The sequence below is a fragment of the Pseudoalteromonas sp. 4NS20-0020 genome (assembly GCF_057554385.1).
Window position 1 is genome coordinate 272,549 of record NZ_BAAJMI010000001.1, and the last position, 21,131, is coordinate 293,679.

The following is a 21,131-nucleotide window of genomic DNA, read 5'->3' on the forward strand; positions in this document are numbered from 1 at the left end:
CAAAAAAAGGCAAACAATAGCTAATGACAGCGCAATTTGAACACGTATCCGTTTTGATGGACGAAACCATTGATGCCCTGGCAATTAAGCCAGACGGCATATATATGGATGGCACATTTGGACGAGGCGGTCATTCAGGTCAAATACTTGCTCGTTTAGGCGACGCAGGACGCTTACAAGCAATAGACCAAGATCCACAGGCTATAAAGTCGGCTGAAAAATTTGCCGATGACTCCCGCTTTGCTATAGCACACACTCGATTTTCAAAACTTTACGATGTAGCTGAGCAAAACGATCTCATTGGTAAAGTGGATGGCATTTTATTAGATATTGGTGTGTCATCTCCACAACTTGATGATGCTGAGCGCGGTTTTAGTTTTATGAAAGATGGCCCGCTTGATATGCGCATGGATCCAACAAGCGGCCGAAGTGCTGCTCAGTGGTTGGCAGAAGCTGAGTTAGATGATATCACCCACGTCATTAAAAAGTTGGGTGAAGAAAAGTTCGGTAAGCGTATTGCACATAAAATTTTAGAAACTCGCGAGCACACACCCATTACAACAACTAAGCAGCTTGCTGATTTAGTTGATGAAGCCGTACCAGTGAAAGATAAGTTTAAACACCCCGCAACACGTACTTTTCAGGCTATTCGTATTTATATAAACAGCGAACTTGAAGAAATACAAACGGCGCTGCAATCGGCCGTAAAAGTATTAAAGCCGGGCGGTCGCTTAGTGGTCATTTCGTTTCATTCACTTGAAGATCGCATAGTAAAACAATTTATTAGAAAACAGAGTAAGGGAGAAGCATTACCCAGAGGTCTGCCTTTAACCGATGCACAAATAAATCAAAACCTGACGTTAAAAGCAGTGGGTAAAGCTATTAAACCAAGCACTGAAGAAGTAGCGCGCAATCCGCGTTCACGAAGCTCTGTACTTAGGATTGCTCAGAGGTTGGGATGAATACAAAAGCAAATCATCGTCAACCTCCCAATTTATTTTTCGAAATAATTAAAGGCCTTGGTGCTAATAAGCTCACCTTGGCCTTGTTGGTTACGATATTTGTTTCTGGCTTTAGCGTAGTGCAAGTCACGCATTTAGCGCGCGGGCAATTAATTGAACAAGATAAACTACTGCAAGAACGAGATGAACTTGATTTAGAGTGGCGGTACTTACTAGTTGAGGAGGAGTTTTACTCTCAGCATGCGCGTATTGAAGAAGTGGCAACCTCGCAATTAAAAATGAAAAGACCGACGAGTCAGGATGAACAGGTAATTATAGTAAAATGAGAAATCGAGGCAAAAAACCAGTTAACAACTTAATCACATGGCGCTTTATGCTGGTGTGTTCGGTTGTGTTTTTGGTGTTTGTGACGCTAGTGTCTCGTGCCGCCTATTTACAAGTAATTGAACCTGATAAAGCACGTTCGGAAAGTGACAAACGTACAGTACGTGTCGAAAAACTTCATGTGCAACGCGGAATGATCTTTGACCGCAATGGCAAAGAGCTCGCGGTCAGCGTACCCGTTGTGAGTGTGTATGCTGACCCTAAGGCTTTACATAAATCGCTGGTATCTAAAGTTGTTAGGCAAGCGCGAAAAAATGGTGAAGACAAACAAGCGCTGTTAGATAATGCAGTAGAGCTAAACAAACGCACCACACAGTATTACAAAAACGATTTACGTTGGCGCGAATTAGCTGATGTATTACGTATTGATCAGGCAAAAATTAATTCCCGACTTTTAAATGATCCGAGTCGTCGTTTTGTTTATTTAAAACGCCAAGTAACCCCTGCAGTAGCCGATTATATTGGTGGCTTGCGTCTTCCTGGTATTCATTTATTGGATGAGTCTAAGCGTTACTATCCGGCTGGCGAAGTGACCGCGCATATTATTGGTTTTACCAACATCGATGGTAAAGGCATTGAAGGCATTGAAAAGCTCTATGAAAACGCTTTAACCGGCGAAGAAGGTCGTCGAACTATAAGAAAAGACGCCCAAGGCCGTGAAGTGCAAGTGCTAGATGAGCGAGAACGTGTAGAGCCCGAAAGTATTCAACTAAGTATTGATCAACGTATTCAGGCTATTGCCTATAAGGCTGTGAAGTCAGCGGTTTTATCTTATAAGGCTACATCGGGTTCAGCCATGGTGGTTGATGTTAAAACCGGTGAAGTATTAGCAATGGTTAATAGCCCGTCTTTTAATCCAAATAATCTAACCGATGCGGCTCCCCATAAACGCAGAAATCGCGCTATCACTGATTTGTTCGAACCGGGTTCAACCGTTAAGCCACTGGCCATTTTAGCTGGGCTAGACTACGGCGCAATTCAAGCCGATGAACAAATTGACACCTACCCAGGCTGGATGCGTTTAGGGGGAAGTTTAGTCCAAGATACGCGTAACCATGGTGAAATGTCACTACGAGAAATACTAAAATATTCGTCAAATATGGGGGTAACTAAGGTTACTCAGTTGGTTCCAAAAGACTACCTGGTGGGTTTATTCCAAAAGGTCGGATTCGGATCTGACTCTGGCACGGGTATGGTAGGTGAAAGCAGTGGTTTATTTTACCCAAATCGTCGTTGGTCTGATCACGAAATTGCTGCATTGTCATTTGGTTACAATATTGCTGTTAGTACTGCGCAAATGGCTCGCTTCTATGCCATGTTAGGTGCGGGAGGTGTCAACAGACCGCTCACTGTACTAAAGCAAGATTCTATCCCAGAAGGGGATCGCGTTTTTCAACAGCAAGATGTTGAAGCGGTAGTAAACATGATGGAAAGCGTATTTGAAAGTGGTGGTACTGCACATAACGTTAAAGTTGATGGTTACCGTGCAGCGGGTAAAACGGGTACTTCTAAAAAAGCCGCAGTAGGTGGTTACGGTGATGAATATGTTGGTTATTTTGCAGGTGTTGCACCAGCAAGTAATCCACGTTTAGCTGTGGTAGTAATGATCAATGAACCTGGCGGTGATGTGTACTATGGAGGTGCCACTGCAGGCCCTGCATTTGCAGAAATCGTTTCTAACGCATTAAGAATATTAAACGTCGCACCCGACAAGGAAGAAGTTGCGTACGTAAAAGGTAAAAAGAACGATGCGTGATTTAAAAAGCATTTTAAAATACATAGAAATAGATGCACCATCGCAGCTTGTAAATCATTTGCGATTAGATAGCCGAGACGTCAACCCAGGCGATGTATTTGTAGCAATAAAGGGCCATGAGCTAGATGGCGGGCAGTTTATAGCTAAAGCAATTGAAAAGGGCGCTGTCGCAGTTATTGCCGACAGACTGTGCGAGTTTGATGTTGCATTTGAGCCACTTTATTTAGTGTCTGAACTTGATAAAAAGTTGGCTGAACTTGCTAGTCGTTTTTACGATAAACCCAGCCATAATCTTGATTTAATTGGTGTAACCGGTACAAACGGTAAATCGACTACCACGGCTATGATTGCTCATTTAGCGCAGTATTGTAATACGCAGTCAGCAATTATTGGTACGCTTGGTTTTGGCCATCCAGATAATTTAACGCCGCTCATAAACACCACGCCTTCAGCAGTCGATTTACAACATATATTGAGCGATTTACATCAAGCAGATAAAAAGCTGGTGGCAATGGAAGTGTCGTCGCACGGACTTGTGCAGCACCGTGTTGCACAGTGCCAGTTTAAAGCTGCTGTATTTACTAACCTTTCTCGCGATCACTTAGATTACCACGGTGATATGGCGAGTTATGGTGATGCAAAACTCATGCTATTTCGTGATTTTGACCCACAGCTTGTTGTACTAAACCAAGATGACAACCAAGTAGGGCTGTGGCTCGAAAAATACGATTTTAATAATTTAATTTGCTACGGACGAAAAAATTTAGCGCCTAAAAATGCACAGTATGTGTACTTTTCAGATGTTGATTATTCGGCTGAAGGTATTTCGGCGCAATTATCTACAAGCTGGGGTGATATTAAGGTAAAATCGCCGCTGTTTGGTGAATTTAATCTTTATAACTTAACGGCTGCTTTAGCCACGTTATTGGGTTTAGGTTATCCCCTTGAGCAACTTATTGCAGGTTGCCAACAACTTCAGCCAGTAGCAGGACGAATGCAAGCATTTAGTGTTGCGGGTAAACCAACTTGCGTAGTTGATTATGCGCATACGCCAGAAGCATTAGCTTTAGCACTACAAGCATTGCAAAAACATGTGCCAGGTGGCGTGAGTTGTGTATTTGGCTGTGGTGGTGACAGGGACAAGGGGAAGCGCGTATTAATGGCTCAAGCTGCTGAAAAAAATGCTAACAAAGTGATTATTACCAGCGATAACCCACGCTCAGAAGATCCAAATGTGATTATTGCAGAGGTAGCTTCAGGTTTAGCTGCACCTCAAAGCGCCCATTTAGAAGCTGATAGAGCGTCAGCAATTAGTTATGCAATTAATAATGCAGCTTCTAATGAAGTGGTGTTAATTGCGGGAAAAGGCCACGAAGATTATCAAATTATAGGCGATGAACGTATCGACTTTTGCGATCGCCAGTTTGTACAAGAACAATTAATAAAAACAGATAGAGGGACTCAAGCATGATCCCGATGGATTTTGATTGGTTAGCCAATGTGTTAACAACCGATTATCAGGGTGATAATCAGCAAGTGCTCAACATAAATACAGATACTCGCACAGTATGCGAAGGTGAAGTGTTTTTAGCACTTAAAGGGCCAAATTTTGATGGTCATAAATTTATAGCTGAGGCAAAACAAAAAGGCGCGATAGGCGTTATTGTCGATCATAAAGTCGATGTTGATATTGCCCAGTTTATAGTGAATGACACGCGTATAGCATTAGGCGCTATTGGTACAGCGGTTATGGCGCAAGTAGCACCTAAAACAATCGCTATTACGGGCAGTGTGGGTAAAACCACAGTAAAAGAAATGTGCGCGGCTATTTTATCTGTGCATGGCGATGTGCTGGCAACCAAAGGTAATTTTAATAACGATATTGGCGTACCGCTAACGTTGTTGCGTTTAGAGCCACAACACCGTTTTGCAGTAATAGAGCTGGGTGCAAATCATTTAGGTGAAATTGCATACACAACGGCAATGGCTAAACCTGATGTAGCGGTAGTGTGTAATGTAGCACCAGCCCACTTAGAAGGTTTTGGTAGCTTGATGGGCGTGGCCAAAGCAAAAGGCGAAATTTTTGATGGCCTTAAAGAAAATGGCGTAGCCATAATTAATTGCGACAGTGAGTTTAGTCAATATTGGCTAGATAAACTTGAAGGGCGCAATATAAAGCGCTTTTCAACCTCTGAAAAACACGATATTTGGGCTGAAGATATAAGCTTAGACGCTAATGCACGTGCAAGCTTTACGTTATGTACAAAACAAAAAAAAGTACCTGTGACTCTCGCATTACCGGGTAAACATAACATTAGCAATGCACTTATTGCAGCTGCACTAACAAGCGAGCTTGATGTCACTTTAGATGATATTGCTCATGCATTGGCGACGATGGGTGATGTAAAAGGGCGCGTAAACTTAATAGAAGTGTCTGACATGCTCACAGTGGTTGATGATACTTACAATGCCAATGTTAAATCGGTTAAGGCTGCCATTGACTTACTGAGTGATATGCAAGGGCATCGTATTTTAGCGCTGGGGGATATGGGTGAGCTTGGTGAAGACGCACGTAAATACCATCAAGAAGTTGGCGAATATGCGCTTGAAAAAGGCATTGATGAGTTATTTACGCTAGGTGTGTTGAGTAAGTGTGCAAGCGATGTATTTGCGCTTGCGAATCGTCACTTCTCAAACCGTGAGCAGATGCAGCAACAAATTCAAGCCACAATTAATCAAGTAAATAAAAAAACGACCATTGTCGTGAAAGGATCACGCAGTTCTCGCATGGAATTATTAGTAACCGATTTAGTTAATGGCCAGCAACAAGCCATCAATGGAGTATCATAATGTTAGTTTGGCTGGCTGAGTATTTAACACAGTATTTTAGTGGTTTTAATGTTTTTTCGTATTTAACACTGCGCGCTATTTTGGGGATTTTAACTGCGCTCATTATGTCTCTGTATTTAGGGCCAAAGCTAATTCGTGGTTTGCAAAAAATGCAAATTGGGCAAACAGTACGCGATGATGGCCCACAATCACACTTATCAAAATCGGGTACGCCAACTATGGGTGGCCTGCTTATTTTAGCGGCAATTTTTACAAGTACCTTATTGTGGGCCGATCTCTCCAATAAGTATGTGTGGGCAACGTTATTTGTAATTGGCTCACTGGGAATTGTCGGCTTTATCGATGATTACCGAAAAGTTATCCGTAAAGATCCAAAAGGGCTTATAGCGAAATGGAAGTACTTTTGGCAGTCAGTAATTGCACTTGTGGTTGCAACTGCATTGTACTTTACAAGTACGCAAGCTGCAGAAACGTCTTTAGTTGTGCCGTTTTTTAAAGATGTTTTACCGCAGTTAGGCTTGTTTTACATTGTTATTACCTATTTTGCATTGGTTGGAACATCAAATGCTGTAAACCTGACTGATGGTCTAGATGGTCTCGCTATTGTACCGACTATTTTAGTTGCGGCGGCACTTGCCATAATTGCTTACTTAACCGGTAATATTAATTTTTCTGCTTATTTACATATTCCTCATTTGCCATTAGCCAGTGAGCTTGTAGTTGTATGTACTGCCATTGTTGGTGCAGGGCTTGGGTTTTTATGGTTTAACACCTACCCGGCGCAAGTATTCATGGGTGATGTAGGCTCATTAGCATTAGGTGGAGCGCTGGGGATTATTGCAGTGCTGGTTCGTCAAGAACTTCTACTGATTATCATGGGCGGTGTCTTTGTAATGGAGGCGTTGTCGGTGATTTTACAAGTGGGCTCGTATAAGTTACGAGGGCAACGAATTTTTAGAATGGCGCCTATTCACCATCATTACGAATTAAAAGGTTGGCCAGAGCCGCGCGTTATTGTGCGTTTTTGGATTATATCTATTGTGTTGGTTCTCGCAGGTCTTGCGACATTAAAGATAAGATAAATGCAATATTTAAACGAGATAAAGAATAAACAAATAACAGTGCTCGGACTCGGTGTAACCGGTCTGGGCATTGTGCGTTTTTTACTATCTCACGGTTTAACGCCAAAGGTTGTCGACAGCCGAGCAAATCCCCCAGGGATTGAATGGCTGAGCAGTCATGCTCCTAGTTTAAATACACACTTTGGAAGCTTAGATGCTGCTGGGCTTAATGGCAGTGATATGATTATTGTAAGCCCTGGGTTAAGCCTTAAAACGCCTGCCATTGCGAGTGCTATTAATTCGGGTGTTGAAGTCATAGGTGATGTTGAGCTATTTGCGCGCATTAATACTAAACCTGTAGTGGCAGTGACTGGCTCAAATGGTAAATCAACCGTAGTGACTTTAGCCTATGACGTGTTAAAAGCGGCTGGCTTTAATGCGGCACTTGGCGGCAATATTGGTACCGCAGTGCTTGATTTACTCAATGACGACTTTGATGTTTATGTGCTTGAGCTTTCGAGCTTTCAATTAGATACCACAACAAGCTTAAAATCGGTGAGTGCCACGGTGTTAAATGTATCTGAAGATCATTTAGATCGTTACGATAGCTACCAAGCATATATAGACTCAAAGCTATCTATTTACAACGGTACACAATGTCTTGTTGTTAATGAAGATGACAAACAAACGCATCCGTCCAGTAGCAGTGCTACGGCTAAAATTGGTTTTGGTACTCAACAGGGTAAATATTGTTTAGGGCAGCATAACTGCAGTACGTATTTTTTCGCTAACAATGAGGCGTTTTTACCTGTTGATACACTGGCTGTTGTAGGTAAGCACAATTATTTAAATACGCTTGCGGTTATGGCGTTACTAAGCCCCTTTAATATTAGTAAAGAGGCTTATAAAAAGGCACTAAATGAGTTTAGCGGATTGGCTCATCGCTGCCAATTTGTTACTCAGCAACATGGCGTTAAATACTTTAACGATTCAAAGGCAACAAACGTAGGCGCTACCATAGCAGCCATAGACAGTTTGGCCACAGAAACTCAAAACTTAATTGTGATAGCGGGAGGCGATGCAAAAGGCGCTGATTTAAACCCGCTTAAACCTTACTTACAAAAGCATGTAAAAGCGCTGATCTGTTTTGGTAAAGATGCCAAAAAGCTAGTGGCTCTGAGCAGCAAAAGCCATTTAACAAATAACATGAGTGAGGCGGTTAATTTAGCTAAGCAGCTTAGTTCGCCGGGTAATGTAGTTTTATTAGCGCCAGCATGTGCAAGCATTGATATGTATAACAACTATATGCAACGTGGTGATGACTTTGTTAAGTGTGTTTTGGCGGATAACATATGATTGCGCTTGCACAAATAAAAGACACATTAACACCAAAACCTTCGCCGCAGCTTTATGATGTGCCTTTGCTTTATTCAATGCTAATGCTAATTGGTGTTGGCTTTATTATGGTGATGAGTGCGTCTATGCCCACGGCAGAGCGCCTTTTTGATAACTCACATCATATTGCTATTCGTCACGGGATGTTTTTGGCCGTTGCGTTTGTTCTTTTTTGGATCACGGTTTGTGTGCCAATGGATTGGTGGAAACGCTCAAATGCATATTTATTGATACTGGGCATGGTATTGCTCATTGCTGTATTAATTATTGGCCGCGAGGTTAATGGTGCCAAGCGTTGGATCCCAATTGGACCTATTGGTTTTCAGGTGGCTGAAGCCGCTAAATTGTACTTTTTTAGTTACATAGCGGGTTACTTGGTCCGAAAGCGTGAAGAAGTACAAGAGAACATTAAAGGTTTTGCAAAGCCTATTGCAGTGTTTGCTGTGTATGCATTGCTTATTTTGTTGCAGCCTGATTTAGGCACCGTAGTTGTTATGTTTGTAACAACAGTTGGCTTATTGTTTTTAGCGGGCGCAAAACTATGGCAGTTTTTTGTCCTTATTTTAACCGGGATTGGCTTGGTTGTTTTGTTGATTATTGTTGAGCCTTATCGTATGGCGCGTGTTGTTGGCTTTTTAGACCCTTGGGACGACCCATTTGGAAAAGGGTACCAGCTCGTTCAATCGTTAATGGCGTACAGCCAAGGTGGATGGTTTGGCCAAGGGTTAGGTAATAGCGTGCAAAAGTTGCAATACCTTCCTGAAGCACACAATGATTTTATTTTTGCGGTTATTGGCGAAGAGCTTGGTTTAGTTGGCGTGGTAAGCATTTTAATGGTGCTCGCCACTTTAGTATTTAGAGCACTATTAATTGGCCAGCAAGCCTTAAAGTGCGGTAAAGAATACGAAGGCTACTTTGCCTTTGCAATAGGTATTTGGTTTGCGTTTCAAACCATGGTGAATGTAGGGGCAAGTGCGGGGATTTTACCAACTAAAGGTCTTACATTACCGTTTATTTCTTATGGTGGTTCTAGTTTGATGATTATGACCATAGCAACCGGAATATTATTACGCGTTGATTTTGAAACTAAAATGGCAACTAAACAAGCGACCTCAGGCGGAGGTAAACGATGAGTAAAAAGTGTGTTGTAGTCGCTGGTGGAACTGGCGGGCATATATTTCCAGGTATTGCAGTTGCTGATTACTTAAAAGCGCAGGGGTGGCAAGTTACTTGGATTGGCACACCCGATAGAATGGAAGCAAGCGTTGTTCCTAAGCACAATATAGAAATTGATTTTATTAATGTAAAAGGTGTTCGTGGCAACGGATTAAAACGCCTTGTTAAAGCGCCATTCATGGTCATTAATGCAATATTGCAAGCGCGTAAGGTATTGAAAAATCAACGTCCAGATGTTGTTCTTGCTATGGGAGGATACGTAACTGGACCAACAGGTATTGCTGCAAAAAGTTTAGGTATTCCGTTAGTTATTCATGAACAGAATGCGGTTGCTGGTATGAGTAACCGATGGCTTTCACGATTTGCTAATCGCGTTTTAGCGGCTTTCCCAAGCGCTTTTGAAGCAGGACAAGCTGAACTTGTCGGAAATCCAGTTCGTCAAAGTGTAATAGACATAGCAACGCGTGACGTTTCAATACCGATTAATATGTTGGTTGTCGGAGGGTCGTTAGGGGCTCAGGTACTTAACCAAACACTTCCAGCTGCATTTAAAGCGCTTAACAAAACCAGTGCAATAAATGTATGGCACCAGACAGGTAAAGGACATTTAAACAGCGTTGAGCAAGCCTACAAAACGCACATGTTTGAAAGCGATAATGTAAAAGTTGCGGAATTTATTGATGACATGGATGCAGCGTATGCTTGGGCTGATATTGTTATCTGCCGAGCTGGTGCGCTAACGGTAAGTGAAATTGCAGCAGCGGGCAAAATGGCTGTATTTGTGCCATTTCCTCATGCAGTTGACGACCATCAAACGGCTAACGCCCAATATTTGGTTGAGGCAGATGGAGCGTTACTCATGCAGCAAAGGGCATTTAATGAGCAATCGATTGTTGCGCTATTAACCCCTTACTTAGTAAACCCTAGTTTAATTAATAAAATGGCTAATAACGCAAAAAAACAAGCCATTTTAGATGCCACAGCAAGCGTAGCCGCGCACTGTGAGCAAGTATCAAATAAGAGAGCGTAAGTGAAAGAAGCATCAGTACAAAACAAAAGTATACGACCTGCAATGCGTCGAATAGAAACCATCCACTTTATTGGTATTGGTGGAGCGGGTATGGGCGGTATTGCCGAAGTGCTCGCTTTTGAAGGTTACCGTATTACAGGGTCTGATATTGCGCATAGTGCGATGACAGATCGCTTGATTAAAGCGGGTGCAGAAGTATTCATTGGTCATCACGAAAACAACGTAAAAGATGCCAATGTGGTGGTAGTTTCAAGTGCTATTGACGAAACTAACCCTGAAATAATTGCCGCAAAAGCGGCAAGAATTCCTGTTGTACGTCGTGCTGAAATGCTAGCTGAATTAATGCGTTTTCGCCATGGCATTGCCATTGCTGGCACTCATGGCAAAACAACAACAACGAGTTTAATTGCCAGCATTTATGCCCAAGCTGGGCTCGATCCAACCTTTATTATTGGTGGTTTATTAAATAGTGCAGGTAGTAATGCAAAGGTTGGTAAAAGCGATTTTTTAATTGCAGAAGCTGATGAGAGTGATGCGTCGTTTTTACACTTACAACCTATGGTATCGGTGATCACTAATATTGAAGAAGATCACATGGATACATACGGTGGCAGCCTTGAAAAAATGAAAGACACTTATGTCGATTTTATACATAACCTGCCGTTTTATGGTCTGGCTGTTGTGTGTATCGACTCTGAGGTAGCCGCCGAACTAATTCCTCGTTTTGGGCGTCCTATTATTACGTATGGCGAGTCGCCAACGGCTGATTATCGCATGAGTGATTTTAGCCAGTCAGCTAATACGTGTACGTTTACGGTAACCAATAAACAAGGTGAGTGTTTAACGGCAACGCTAAATATGCCAGGTAAACATAACGCATTAAATGCTACAGCAGCAATTGCAGTAGCAAAAGATCAAAATATTGCTAACCAAGCAATTTTAGAAGCATTACAAAAGTTTGAAGGTATTGGCCGTCGTTTTCAACACTACGGCGAATTTGAAAACGAACGCGGCAATATAATGTTAGTGGATGATTACGGTCATCACCCTTCAGAGGTTGCAGCAACTATTGCGGCAGTACGCGAGGGGTGGCCCGATAAACGCTTAGTAATGATTTATCAGCCGCATCGTTATAGTCGTACTCGTGATTTATATGAAGACTTTGTAAAAGTACTTGCCGATGTAGATCAGCTCTTATTATTAGATGTTTATGGCGCAGGCGAAGAGCCTATAGTGGGCGCTGATAGTAAAAGTTTATGCCGAAGCCTTCGTCAACGTGGCAAAGAGCCATTGCATGTAGCATCAAGTAAAGAGCTTGCGGGTGTATTAGCAGATAACTTGCAAAATAATGACTTAGTATTGACCCAAGGTGCGGGTAATATAGGTCAGTTAGTAAAAACGTTAGCAGCAACAGGCATGTCGATAGAAAAATTAAAACAAGGTGAAGTATGACCCAAGTAAATGCACAATTTGGTAAAGTAGCGGTAATGCTTGGTGGTAACTCAGCAGAGCGTGAAGTGTCATTAAAGTCGGGTCAGGCTGTTTTTAATGCATTACAAAATTGCGGTGTAGATGCGATTGCATTCGATCCTCAAAATCGGTCGTTGTGGGAACTCAAAGAGTTAAATGTAGATCGTGTTTTTATTGCACTTCATGGCCGAGGTGGTGAGGACGGAACTGTTCAAGGTGCATTAGAGTTTATGAACTTACCTTACACCGGCAGTAACGTACTGGGTTCAGCGCTGGCAATGGATAAAATTCGTTGTAAGCACTTGTTTAAATCAGCAGGCTTAAGCACCGCGCCTTATGCCGTTGTAGATGCTAAAAAAGGTTTTGATGCACACGCTATCATGGCTGAATTTAAAAAAGTGATGGTTAAGCCTTCTCATGAAGGGTCGAGCATTGGTATGGCACAAGCAACTACTGCGCAAGAACTTGAAGATGCATTAATCAATGCATTTAAGTTTGATAGCCAAGTGTTGGTTGAGCAGTGGATAACGGGTCGTGAATTTACAGTGACTGTTTTAGGTGATGAAGTACAGCCCATAATTGAAATGACAACGCCAAATGGCTTTTACGATTATCAGGCAAAGTATCAATCAAATACTACGCAGTATCATTGCCCAGCCAATTTATCGGCGCACGATACGCAGCAATTACAGGCTATGTCGTTAGAGGCGTTTGACTTAGTTGGCGCAAGCGGTTGGGGCCGCGTAGATGCAATGCAAGATGAGCAAGGCAACTTTTATTTATTAGAGGTTAATACTGTACCCGGAATGACAGAAAAATCATTAGTGCCTATGGCAGCTAAAGCAAATGGGGCAAGTTTTGAGCAATTAGTTGTTCGCATTTTGGAGCAAACGCTTTAATATGCATCCCCTTTTAGAAAAAGCTCATAAAATCAAACAGAACCTAAATTGGTCGCTGATTTTTGGCGTGAGCTTTTTTTTAGTTGTTATTATTGGCTTAGTGCAAATTACAACGGGTGTATCTGATTGGTTAGTAAAAAATAAAGATGCACAAATAAAGCACTTAACGGTGCAAGGGCATCCTAAATACACAGATGAAACCGCAATAATAACAGCAATAAAAAAAGCGGATTTAAGTAGTTTTTTTGAGCTTGATGTAAAACATGTACAACAGCTAGTGCAAAATCTACCTTGGGTGGCCACTGTATCGGTGCGAAAACAATGGCCTGATACGATTCAGGTTTACGTTGTTGAACACGAGGCGGTTGCGCATTGGAATAGTGACTTGTTGATTAATAACAACGGTGAGGCTTTTCAAGCTCGCAGCGATAAGTTAAGTAAAGATTTACCTCAGTTATTCGGCCCAGAAGGGAGCGAACAAGAAGCATGGATTGCTTTTAAGCAGTTTGACGAAATGCTTAAAGTAAACGCGTTAACGCTTAAAAGTTTAGCGTTATCAGAGCGTTTTTCTTGGCAGCTTTGGCTTGATAGCGGGGTGCGCTTAAATTTAGGGCGTAGGGATAAAGCCAAGCGTGTTCAACGTTTTATAGACGTTTACCCACGTATGGAATATCCAGAAAAAGCACAGATAGATGCAGTCGATTTACGGTATGATACCGGCCTTGCAGTGAGCTTTAAGCCAGTGCAAGAAGAACAATTACAAAATAAGAGTAAGGCATGACTAAGTCAGCAGAAAGAAACCTCGTGATTGGATTAGACGTTGGTACCTCGAAAGTGGTAGCCACGGTAGGTGAAATCACCGCAGATAACAAGCTCAGCATTGTTGGTGTGGGCAGCCAGGTATCCCATGGTATGGATAAAGGTGGCGTTAACGATTTAAACTTAGTGTCTGAGTCGATTCGCCGCGCTATAGACGAAGCCGAATTAATGGCAGATTGTCGAATTAGTTCGGTGTACTTGGGGATTTCTGGTAAACATATTCAATGCCAGAACGAAAGCGGTGTTGTTGCTATTAATAATACTGAAGTAACAGACGAAGATATTGAAAATGTGATTCACATTGCGCGTTCTGTGCCTATTTCAGCTGAACGTAAAATGCTGCATGCACTACCGCAAGAGTACAGCATAGACATGCAAGAAGGGATTAAAAACCCACTAGGCATGAGCGGTGTGCGTATGGAGGCACGTGCTCACATTATTACCTGCTCCAATGACATGGCCAAAAACATAGAAAAATGTGTTGAGCGTTGCGGCCTTGAAGTCGACCAATTGATATTTACAGCATTGGCTTCTTGTTATTCAGTTCTCACAGATGATGAAAAAGAGCTTGGAGTCGCTGTACTCGATATTGGTGGTGGTACAATGGACATCACTATTTATATCAATGGTGCGCTGCGCCATTCAGCAGTAATCCCTGTGGCGGGTAATCAGGTAACGGGTGACATTGCAAAAATATTTCGTACACCTATATCGCATGCAGAGTCACTCAAAGTACAATACGCATGTGCAAGCAGCCAATTGGCAAGCAGCGAAGACACTATTGAAGTACCAAGTGTAGGCGGGCGCCCTGCAAGATTAATGTCACGTCATACATTATCAGAGGTGGTAGAGCCTCGTTTCAGAGAATTATTTGAACTTGCGATGGAAGAAATTCGTCGTTCAGGTTTAGAAGACCAAATTGCGGCAGGTCTCGTTATAACAGGCGGAACTGCCAAAATGACTGGTGCAATGGAAGTGGCGGAAGACATTTTTCAAATGCCAGTAAGAATAGGTAAACCAATCGGGATGGTTGGTTTAACAGACTACGTAGATGATCCTTCGTACGCAACCGCTGTTGGTTTGTTACAATACGGGCGCACCATGCAATCGATGAATGCACAAAAGTCGAAAGCAGAGGATAACAATAATTGGTGGAACCGCATTACTAAATGGTTTCAAGGCGAGTTTTAAGACTCAAGTCGGAGAGTGAACATGTTTGATATAATGGAACAACACAGCGAAGAAGCTGTAATAAAAGTAATTGGCGTGGGCGGCGGCGGCGGTAACGCTGTTGAGCACATGGTAAAACAGCAAATCGAAGGCGTGCGCTTTATTGCCGCTAATACAGATGCGCAAGCATTACGAAATTCGGCTGCTGATGTAACAGTTCAATTAGGCACACAAATAACCTCTGGGTTAGGTGCGGGTGCAAACCCTGAAGTAGGCCGCGAATCGGCTGAAGAAGATGCAGAGACTATTCGTGCAAGCCTTGAAGGTGCCGACATGGTATTTATCGCAGCGGGCATGGGCGGCGGTACAGGTACAGGGGCTGCGCCTGTGGTTGCTAAAATTGCTAAAGAGCTGGGTATTTTAACTGTTGCGGTAGTGACGCGTCCTTTCGACTTTGAAGGTAAGAAGCGTGCAGCGGCAGCTGAACAAGGTATCAGCGAGTTGTCAGAAATTGTAGACTCGCTTATTACAATTCCAAACAATAAATTACTTAAAGTTTTAGGCAAAGGCACTACACTTCTAGATGCATTTGCTAAAGCTAATGACGTATTATTTGGTGCAGTACAAGGTATTGCAGAGCTCATTACGCGCTCTGGTTTAATTAACGTGGATTTCGCTGACGTACGAACTGTTATGTCTGCTATGGGTACTGCTATGATGGGTACTGCATCTGCGTCAGGTCCTGATCGTGCACAAGAAGCCGCAGAAGCTGCTATTTCAAGCCCATTATTGGAAGACGTTGATTTAACAGGTGCCAAAGGTATCTTAGTTAATATCACCGCGGGTATGGATATTGCGATTGAAGAATTCGAAATTGTCGGTAACCACGTTAAAGCACTTGCCTCTGAAAACGCAACGGTTGTTGTGGGTGCGGTAATTGATCCTGAAATGAGCGACGAGTTACGTGTAACTGTAGTTGCAACGGGTTTAGGCGGCGATCGTCGTCCACAGTTTGGTATTGTTGATAACGGTTTTAAAAAGGCTTCGGGTTCTGATGTTGCAAACACGTCTAACCAAGCAAGCAGCATGTATGTGCCTAGCTTTGCAAGCCAAGACAGCACCGATGAAAGTGCAGCTAAAGCACAAACTGAAAGCGCAGAAAAAGCGAGTTCAGCAAGTTCTAGCAATACAGCAAGCTCGTCGTCGCAAACGAGTAAAAAAGCGGATAAATCAGAGGGTGGTGATTACTTTGACATCCCTGCATTTTTACGCAAACAAGCAGACTAATAAAAAACGTTATTTTGCTGGTAAATTGAGCGAATATTGTAAGGCGCGCGTATATATGTTACTATCCGCCGTCTAACTGTAATAAATTTAAGTGAGCGAACCTATGATTAAACAGCGTACGATTGCAGAAGTAGTCAAAGCCATAGGAATTGGACTTCATAAAGGTGAGAAGGTCACAATAACTCTCCGACCTGCGAGCGCAAATACAGGGATTGTATTTCGTCGTGTCGACCTTGATCCGGTTGTTGAATTTGAAACAACACCTGAAGCCGTTGGCGATACGCAGTTGTGTACCTGTTTAATTAACAAAGATGGCGTTCGTTTATCAACTACTGAGCACCTAATTGCTGCAGTTGCAGCAATGGGGATTGATAACCTAATTGTAGAATTAGACAGCTCAGAAGTGCCAATTATGGATGGTAGTGCATTACCATTCATTTATTTATTACAAAAAGGCGGCATTGAAGAGCAAAATGCCGCTAAACGCTTTATTCGTATTAAAGAAAAAGTACGTATTGAAGAAGGTGACAAATGGGCCGAAGTAGAACCGTACGACGGTTTTCACATCGACTTTGAAATCGCTTTTGATCACCCGGCTATTAACGAAAGTCGTCAGCGTGTTGGTTTAGACATCACCGCTCAAAGCTTTACTGAAGAAATTAGCCGTGCTCGTACCTTTGGTTTTATGAAAGATATTGAATACATGCATGCTAATAACCTTGCTTTAGGTGGCAGCATGGACAGCGCAGTAGTACTTGACGAGTTTAAAGTACTAAACCCAAATGGTTTACGCTACAGCGATGAGTTCGTTAAGCACAAAATACTAGACTGTGTTGGTGACATGTTTATGACAGGCCATAACATTTTAGGTAAGGTGACTGCGTTTAAGTCGGGTCACGATTTAAACAATAAGTTGCTTCGTAAAGTAATGGCTACCGAGTCAGCGTGGGAGTGGGCAACATTTGAAACGCCTGTAACGATGCCTGCACCCGGTCTTGAGTTAGCTACAGCCTAACCAAGCATTTAAAGTACACACTTAAAACAGTTACAAAAAATGACGCTTATTAGCGTCATTTTTTTTGCTATGTATCTATTTTTTTAAAATAGTAAGTTTTAAAAATTAAATACCTAAAATGGGCTGTAACTGTTCTAATTTGGTTATTGTGTAAGTGGGGGTTATTCCTTCTGGTAATTGTTCACCAGGGTGTTGCAACCAACATGTATCTATACCTACATTATTACCGCCAAGTATGTCACTTGATGCGGTATCACCCACCATTAATATTTGACTCTTATTTGGGTTACCCATCAGTTCGAAGGTATGTTCAAAAATAGCTTTGTTAGGTTTTGCTATACCTACAAGCTCAGAAATAACTAACCATTCAAACATATCTTTTAAACCAGTATGCTCTAAACGTACTGTTTGTAGGCGAGCAAAGCCATTAGTAATGATGCCTAACCTAGCATGAGGTCTTAATTTATTAAGCAACTCTATAGCGCCTGGTAATGGCTCACAAATTTGCGCCATTGCATCTAAAAATGCATCGTTCAACTCTTTAGCGGGGACATTTAATTTTGCTGACCATTCGTTAAAGCGGGTTACTTGCAAGTAATCAGCACTAATAACACCATTTTGATAATCAACCCACAGTTGTTTATTGGTTTTTTGATAGTGAATGTAATCGTCTTTAGTAAAGTTAACGCCGTAATTTTTAAACATACGGGTCATACCGGCTAAAATATCAAACCTAAATAAAGTTTCGTCTGCATCAAACAACACGTAGCTGTATTTCATTCAATTTCCTGTATTTTATTGGCGATAAAGGTCGCTATGTAAAAAGGGTGCCATGGCCAAGGTTAGTGCTTGGGTATAGGTACTTTCGCGTGTTGCGTGGTTATTTGTAAGCAGGCCAATGGCGCCGCCTTTTTGTTTTATATTTGTGGTGTTAAATGCTTTATCCATTACATCGCCAAGCTCTTCGCCATTAAGTAATGCTTTAAAAAGTATATTGGGTAATGGAAGGTTACTGCTTCGTCCTACAACCTGTTCTGTGGCGTTATCAATAACAACATAGGCAAAGGTCGCTGCACCATAGCTAAATTGCTCTGCACCGCCTTCCATTGCCACGTAGTAATCGGCTTGATGGTGCTTTTTACAATAGTTAACACGGTTTTGCGCGCCAATACGTGTTTCATCTTCACCAATAGGTTGATCTGGCACGTTTGAAGGAGCGTTAACACCTAGGCAATCAATGGTGTTATTTGGAAAGTACATAGTAAAAATATGCTTTGCTGCATTTATTTTTACTGGATTTTTAGATCCAACTATAACTTTTAACAATGATGACATGCTGATCTCGTATTGAGTAAAATCAGCAGTGTACGTGACTTCTGTTAAACAAAAAAGAGCACTAAAGCGATAATACTAAATAGGCAAATCAAGTGGAGCAAGGTTCTCTAGTGCGCGCTTTTTCATAATAATATCTTTTATCAGTGGTGTTAATACAAGCTCCATTGCAAGGCCCATTTTACCGCCCGGTACTACCAGCGTATTAATACGCGACATAAAGCTGCCTTCAATCATTCTCAGATAATAAGGAAAATCAACATCTTCAATGCCTCTGAAGCGGATCACAACAAAACTTTCATCAAGTGATGGAATGTCTTTTGCGCTAAATGGGTTTGATGTATCTACGGTAGGCACACGCTGAAAGTTAATATGCGTACGTGAAAACTGAGGGGTAATATGATTTATGTAATCGTCCATACTACGCACAATTGACCCCATCACGGCTTCGCGAGAGTGGCCTCGCTCTGAAGTATCGCGGATTAGCTTTTGTATCCATTCAAGGTTAATGATAGGTACCATGCCTATGAGTAAATCAACATGCTTGGCTACATCAACGTCTTGGTCAACAACTCCGCCATGCAAACCTTCGTAGAACAAAATATCTGTATTATGCTCAAGCTCTTGCCAAGGAGTAAATGTGCCTGGCAGTTGGTTATAAGGTACAGCTTCATCAAAGGTGTGCAAGTAGCGGCGCAATTTGCCTTGCCCTGTTTCACCATAATTACTAAATAACGATTCAAGGGCGCCAAAGTCGTTAGCTTCACGGCCAAAGTAACTAATATGTTTACTTTCTTGTTGGGCTTCGCGTATTTTTTTGTCCATTTCGGGACGTGTATAACGATGAAAGCTATCACCTTCAATAAATGCAGCCTGAATATTTAGGCTACGAAAAATATGCTTAATGGCATTGGTCGTGGTGGTTGTACCCGCACCCGACGAACCAGTAATTGCAATGATAGGGTTTTTAGCTGACATGTTAATTCTCTTTTTTAGGACTAGGCTATATAACCAGACTAAACTTAACACTTTTTTAAGTCGTTTGGGTATCTTACGTGTTGACTGACTAAGCTCAAGTGACGCCATCAGCAAATAACGTTATCATGAGGTGCTTAAAATTAAAACGAGAGAAAGCATGAAACTTTTAAAACCATTACTTAGCTTCTTTTCATTAAGTGCGTTAGCCGCAGGTTGTGCACACGCTAACATGCCTAAAAGCCAAATATTACTTGCTGATTTAAATACGCCATATGGTGTTCAAGTGACCATAGTAAGCGACAAAACAAGTTACAATAACCAGCCTTACTTAATTAATGACGATTTATACTTTACCCATGAGGTAATAACTAATAACCAAAGCCAAACCGATATTGCACACTACAATTTAACAACACGTGAAATAACTAACTTAACAAATACACCTGTCAGTGAGTATTCGCCAACGTTAATGCCTAATAAAACAAGTTTGTCAGCCATTGTTGTAGAGGCCGACTCAAAACAAAAGTTGTGGCAGTATCCGCTTAATACACAAAGTGCGCCTAGTCGTATTTTTGATTGGATAGAGCCTGTTGGCTACCATGCTTGGGGCATTAAAAACGATTTAGTGATGTTTATTTTAGGTCAGCCGCATACGCTTCAATACACCTCAGTAGACGCTGCTAGAGGTGAAATAGCCGCCAGTGATATTTCTCGTACACTTATTTATAACCACAACGCGGCGATGTTTTTATTTAGTTACACTAAAAATGATGAGCATATTTTAGCGAGTTTTAATCCACAAAATAAACAAGTAAGCGATTTATTAAGGCTACCCACTCAGGTACAAGACTTCATTTTAAAAGATGATAAAACAATTGCTTACGCTATTAAAAATCGGGTTTATCAACGTAAGCTCGATGGCAGTAATGAGATATCGCAATGGCTTGATTTAAGCACTTACTGCGAAACTAATATCACCCGAATGAGTTACAACAATGATAAGCTTGCATTTGTATGCGACGTAACACAATAAAGTAAGACTTCAAACTGCGTATGCGTTAAGGTGATACGTAAATTAACGAATAGGGATAAACATGGCGTACAGTGCAGATGAGTTAACAGAGCAGCTTATAAAACTACAATGCAGAAGTAATTTTAAAATTAAAAACATTGCTGAATACATGTTAGTTAATTCTAAAGAGGCCTTTTACACTCACAGTGAAAGCGGTAAAGGTAAAATAGTGATTCGCCCTGCGTTTGAAGTGTTTAGCGATGACTTTAATGACATAGATGGTGTAACACGTGCACAAGGGTATTTTCATAGCAGTGAAATGACCCGATTTCCAACTCGTATATATAAAAGCGCTCAACCAATTCATTATGGTGTCGCATTTAAAATAAATTCAGAGCAAGCTGCAAAAGACTTTATTGCTAAGTTGACGATGATCATTGGTAATTAATCTGAACTTTAGTTAAGAAGTTTTTTATCCGTAATTTGAGTTAATTAGTTTCGCCCTAAAATTATAAAGCCGCTGAGTGAATACTCA

At 41.7% G+C, this 21,131-nt stretch carries 20 protein-coding genes; 17 read left to right on the forward strand and 3 right to left on the reverse strand.

The window, feature by feature from the left end:
• Positions 1-23 precede the first annotated feature (23 nt).
• The 15 genes from rsmH (at position 24) to lpxC (ending at position 17,274) form a co-directional block, all read left to right on the forward strand.
• Positions 24-962, forward strand: coding sequence for a 16S rRNA (cytosine(1402)-N(4))-methyltransferase RsmH (gene rsmH, locus AC27JL_RS01235; protein WP_010555681.1), 939 nt, complete (start codon positions 24-26; stop codon positions 960-962).
• Positions 959-1,288: a cell division protein FtsL gene (ftsL, locus tag AC27JL_RS01240; RefSeq protein WP_006792138.1), complete on the forward strand. Its 330-nt coding sequence runs from the start codon at positions 959-961 to the stop codon at positions 1,286-1,288. The genes rsmH and ftsL overlap by 4 nt, the downstream gene beginning before the upstream one ends.
• Complete coding sequence (locus AC27JL_RS01245) at positions 1,285-3,102, forward strand: peptidoglycan glycosyltransferase FtsI (protein ID WP_008126791.1); 1,818 nt, start codon at positions 1,285-1,287, stop codon at positions 3,100-3,102. The genes ftsL and AC27JL_RS01245 overlap by 4 nt, the downstream gene beginning before the upstream one ends.
• Positions 3,095-4,573 (forward strand): UDP-N-acetylmuramoyl-L-alanyl-D-glutamate--2,6-diaminopimelate ligase, encoded by a 1,479-nt coding sequence (gene murE / locus AC27JL_RS01250; protein WP_008126792.1) that lies wholly within the window; start codon positions 3,095-3,097, stop codon positions 4,571-4,573. Before AC27JL_RS01245 ends, murE begins: the two co-directional genes overlap by 8 nt.
• Positions 4,570-5,952 (forward strand): UDP-N-acetylmuramoyl-tripeptide--D-alanyl-D-alanine ligase, encoded by a 1,383-nt coding sequence (locus AC27JL_RS01255; RefSeq protein WP_487194609.1) that lies wholly within the window; start codon positions 4,570-4,572, stop codon positions 5,950-5,952. Before murE ends, AC27JL_RS01255 begins: the two co-directional genes overlap by 4 nt.
• Positions 5,952-7,034 carry a phospho-N-acetylmuramoyl-pentapeptide-transferase gene (gene mraY, locus AC27JL_RS01260; RefSeq protein ID WP_006792142.1) on the forward strand — a complete coding sequence of 361 codons (1,083 nt, stop codon included), beginning with the start codon at positions 5,952-5,954 and terminating at the stop codon, positions 7,032-7,034. Before AC27JL_RS01255 ends, mraY begins: the two co-directional genes overlap by 1 nt.
• Positions 7,035-8,369 (forward strand): UDP-N-acetylmuramoyl-L-alanine--D-glutamate ligase, encoded by a 1,335-nt coding sequence (gene murD / locus AC27JL_RS01265; protein WP_008126801.1) that lies wholly within the window; start codon positions 7,035-7,037, stop codon positions 8,367-8,369.
• Positions 8,366-9,541, forward strand: a complete 1,176-nt coding sequence (ftsW, locus tag AC27JL_RS01270) for a cell division protein FtsW (RefSeq protein ID WP_006792144.1) — start codon at positions 8,366-8,368, stop codon at positions 9,539-9,541. The genes murD and ftsW overlap by 4 nt, the downstream gene beginning before the upstream one ends.
• On the forward strand, positions 9,538-10,614 hold the full coding sequence (murG, locus tag AC27JL_RS01275; protein ID WP_008126803.1) for an undecaprenyldiphospho-muramoylpentapeptide beta-N-acetylglucosaminyltransferase: 1,077 nt from the start codon (positions 9,538-9,540) through the stop codon (positions 10,612-10,614). The genes ftsW and murG overlap by 4 nt, the downstream gene beginning before the upstream one ends.
• Positions 10,615-12,066 carry a UDP-N-acetylmuramate--L-alanine ligase gene (gene murC / locus AC27JL_RS01280; RefSeq protein ID WP_008126805.1) on the forward strand — a complete coding sequence of 484 codons (1,452 nt, stop codon included), beginning with the start codon at positions 10,615-10,617 and terminating at the stop codon, positions 12,064-12,066. It begins immediately after the preceding gene.
• A complete protein-coding gene (locus AC27JL_RS01285; RefSeq protein WP_008126806.1) occupies positions 12,063-12,983 on the forward strand; it encodes a D-alanine--D-alanine ligase in 921 nt (306 codons plus the stop codon). The genes murC and AC27JL_RS01285 overlap by 4 nt, the downstream gene beginning before the upstream one ends.
• A gap of 1 nt (position 12,984) precedes the next feature.
• Entirely contained in the window at positions 12,985-13,764 is a 780-nt protein-coding gene (locus AC27JL_RS01290; protein ID WP_006792148.1) for a cell division protein FtsQ/DivIB, read from the forward strand.
• Positions 13,761-14,993: a cell division protein FtsA gene (gene ftsA, locus AC27JL_RS01295; RefSeq protein WP_010555687.1), complete on the forward strand. Its 1,233-nt coding sequence runs from the start codon at positions 13,761-13,763 to the stop codon at positions 14,991-14,993. The genes AC27JL_RS01290 and ftsA overlap by 4 nt, the downstream gene beginning before the upstream one ends.
• Before the next feature lie 21 nt (positions 14,994-15,014).
• Positions 15,015-16,259, forward strand: a complete 1,245-nt coding sequence (gene ftsZ, locus AC27JL_RS01300) for a cell division protein FtsZ (protein ID WP_010555688.1) — start codon at positions 15,015-15,017, stop codon at positions 16,257-16,259.
• Positions 16,260-16,362: 103 nt separating this feature from the next.
• The gene (gene lpxC / locus AC27JL_RS01305) at positions 16,363-17,274 is read left to right on the forward strand and encodes a UDP-3-O-acyl-N-acetylglucosamine deacetylase (protein ID WP_008126813.1); all 912 of its coding nucleotides are present in this window, start codon (positions 16,363-16,365) and stop codon (positions 17,272-17,274) included.
• Between the two features lie 105 nt (positions 17,275-17,379).
• On the opposite strand, the gene yjjG is transcribed toward lpxC, so the two are convergent.
• From yjjG to AC27JL_RS01320, 3 genes are all read right to left on the reverse strand, one after another.
• Complete coding sequence (gene yjjG / locus AC27JL_RS01310) at positions 17,380-18,054, reverse strand: pyrimidine 5'-nucleotidase (protein WP_487194610.1); 675 nt, start codon at positions 18,052-18,054, stop codon at positions 17,380-17,382.
• A gap of 15 nt (positions 18,055-18,069) precedes the next feature.
• Positions 18,070-18,609, reverse strand: a complete 540-nt coding sequence (gene yjjX / locus AC27JL_RS01315) for an inosine/xanthosine triphosphatase (RefSeq protein WP_487194612.1) — start codon at positions 18,607-18,609, stop codon at positions 18,070-18,072.
• 75 nt (positions 18,610-18,684) lie between these two features.
• Positions 18,685-19,584: a phosphoribulokinase gene (locus AC27JL_RS01320; protein WP_008126819.1), complete on the reverse strand. Its 900-nt coding sequence runs from the start codon at positions 19,582-19,584 to the stop codon at positions 18,685-18,687.
• 157 nt (positions 19,585-19,741) lie between these two features.
• Here AC27JL_RS01320 and AC27JL_RS01325 point away from each other — a divergent pair, with 157 nt between their 5' ends.
• The gene (locus AC27JL_RS01325; RefSeq protein WP_487194613.1) at positions 19,742-20,617 is read left to right on the forward strand and encodes a hypothetical protein; all 876 of its coding nucleotides are present in this window, start codon (positions 19,742-19,744) and stop codon (positions 20,615-20,617) included.
• A 61-nt stretch (positions 20,618-20,678) separates the two neighbouring features.
• Positions 20,679-21,044 (forward strand): hypothetical protein, encoded by a 366-nt coding sequence (locus AC27JL_RS01330; RefSeq protein ID WP_006794078.1) that lies wholly within the window; start codon positions 20,679-20,681, stop codon positions 21,042-21,044.
• Positions 21,045-21,131: the final 87 nt, after the last annotated feature.

Bases quoted from the DNA above. Each gene is read 5' to 3' on its own strand.
- AC27JL_RS01325 (WP_487194613.1), top strand. From the start codon at position 19,742: ATGAAACTTTTAAAACCATTACTTAGCTTCTTTTCATTAAGTGCGTTA.
- rsmH (WP_010555681.1), top strand. From the start codon at position 24: ATGACAGCGCAATTTGAACACGTATCCGTTTTGATGGACGAAACCATT.
- AC27JL_RS01330 (WP_006794078.1), top strand. From the start codon at position 20,679: ATGGCGTACAGTGCAGATGAGTTAACAGAGCAGCTTATAAAACTACAA.
- ftsA (WP_010555687.1), top strand. From the start codon at position 13,761: ATGACTAAGTCAGCAGAAAGAAACCTCGTGATTGGATTAGACGTTGGT.
- AC27JL_RS01245 (WP_008126791.1), top strand. From the start codon at position 1,285: ATGAGAAATCGAGGCAAAAAACCAGTTAACAACTTAATCACATGGCGC.
- ftsL (WP_006792138.1), top strand. From the start codon at position 959: ATGAATACAAAAGCAAATCATCGTCAACCTCCCAATTTATTTTTCGAA.
- murE (WP_008126792.1), top strand. From the start codon at position 3,095: ATGCGTGATTTAAAAAGCATTTTAAAATACATAGAAATAGATGCACCA.
- AC27JL_RS01290 (WP_006792148.1), top strand. From the start codon at position 12,985: ATGCATCCCCTTTTAGAAAAAGCTCATAAAATCAAACAGAACCTAAAT.
- ftsW (WP_006792144.1), top strand. From the start codon at position 8,366: ATGATTGCGCTTGCACAAATAAAAGACACATTAACACCAAAACCTTCG.
- lpxC (WP_008126813.1), top strand. From the start codon at position 16,363: ATGATTAAACAGCGTACGATTGCAGAAGTAGTCAAAGCCATAGGAATT.
- yjjX (WP_487194612.1), bottom strand. From the start codon at position 18,609: ATGTCATCATTGTTAAAAGTTATAGTTGGATCTAAAAATCCAGTAAAA.
- AC27JL_RS01285 (WP_008126806.1), top strand. From the start codon at position 12,063: ATGACCCAAGTAAATGCACAATTTGGTAAAGTAGCGGTAATGCTTGGT.
- mraY (WP_006792142.1), top strand. From the start codon at position 5,952: ATGTTAGTTTGGCTGGCTGAGTATTTAACACAGTATTTTAGTGGTTTT.
- murD (WP_008126801.1), top strand. From the start codon at position 7,035: ATGCAATATTTAAACGAGATAAAGAATAAACAAATAACAGTGCTCGGA.
- yjjG (WP_487194610.1), bottom strand. From the start codon at position 18,054: ATGAAATACAGCTACGTGTTGTTTGATGCAGACGAAACTTTATTTAGG.
- ftsZ (WP_010555688.1), top strand. From the start codon at position 15,015: ATGTTTGATATAATGGAACAACACAGCGAAGAAGCTGTAATAAAAGTA.
- murG (WP_008126803.1), top strand. From the start codon at position 9,538: ATGAGTAAAAAGTGTGTTGTAGTCGCTGGTGGAACTGGCGGGCATATA.
- AC27JL_RS01320 (WP_008126819.1), bottom strand. From the start codon at position 19,584: ATGTCAGCTAAAAACCCTATCATTGCAATTACTGGTTCGTCGGGTGCG.
- AC27JL_RS01255 (WP_487194609.1), top strand. From the start codon at position 4,570: ATGATCCCGATGGATTTTGATTGGTTAGCCAATGTGTTAACAACCGAT.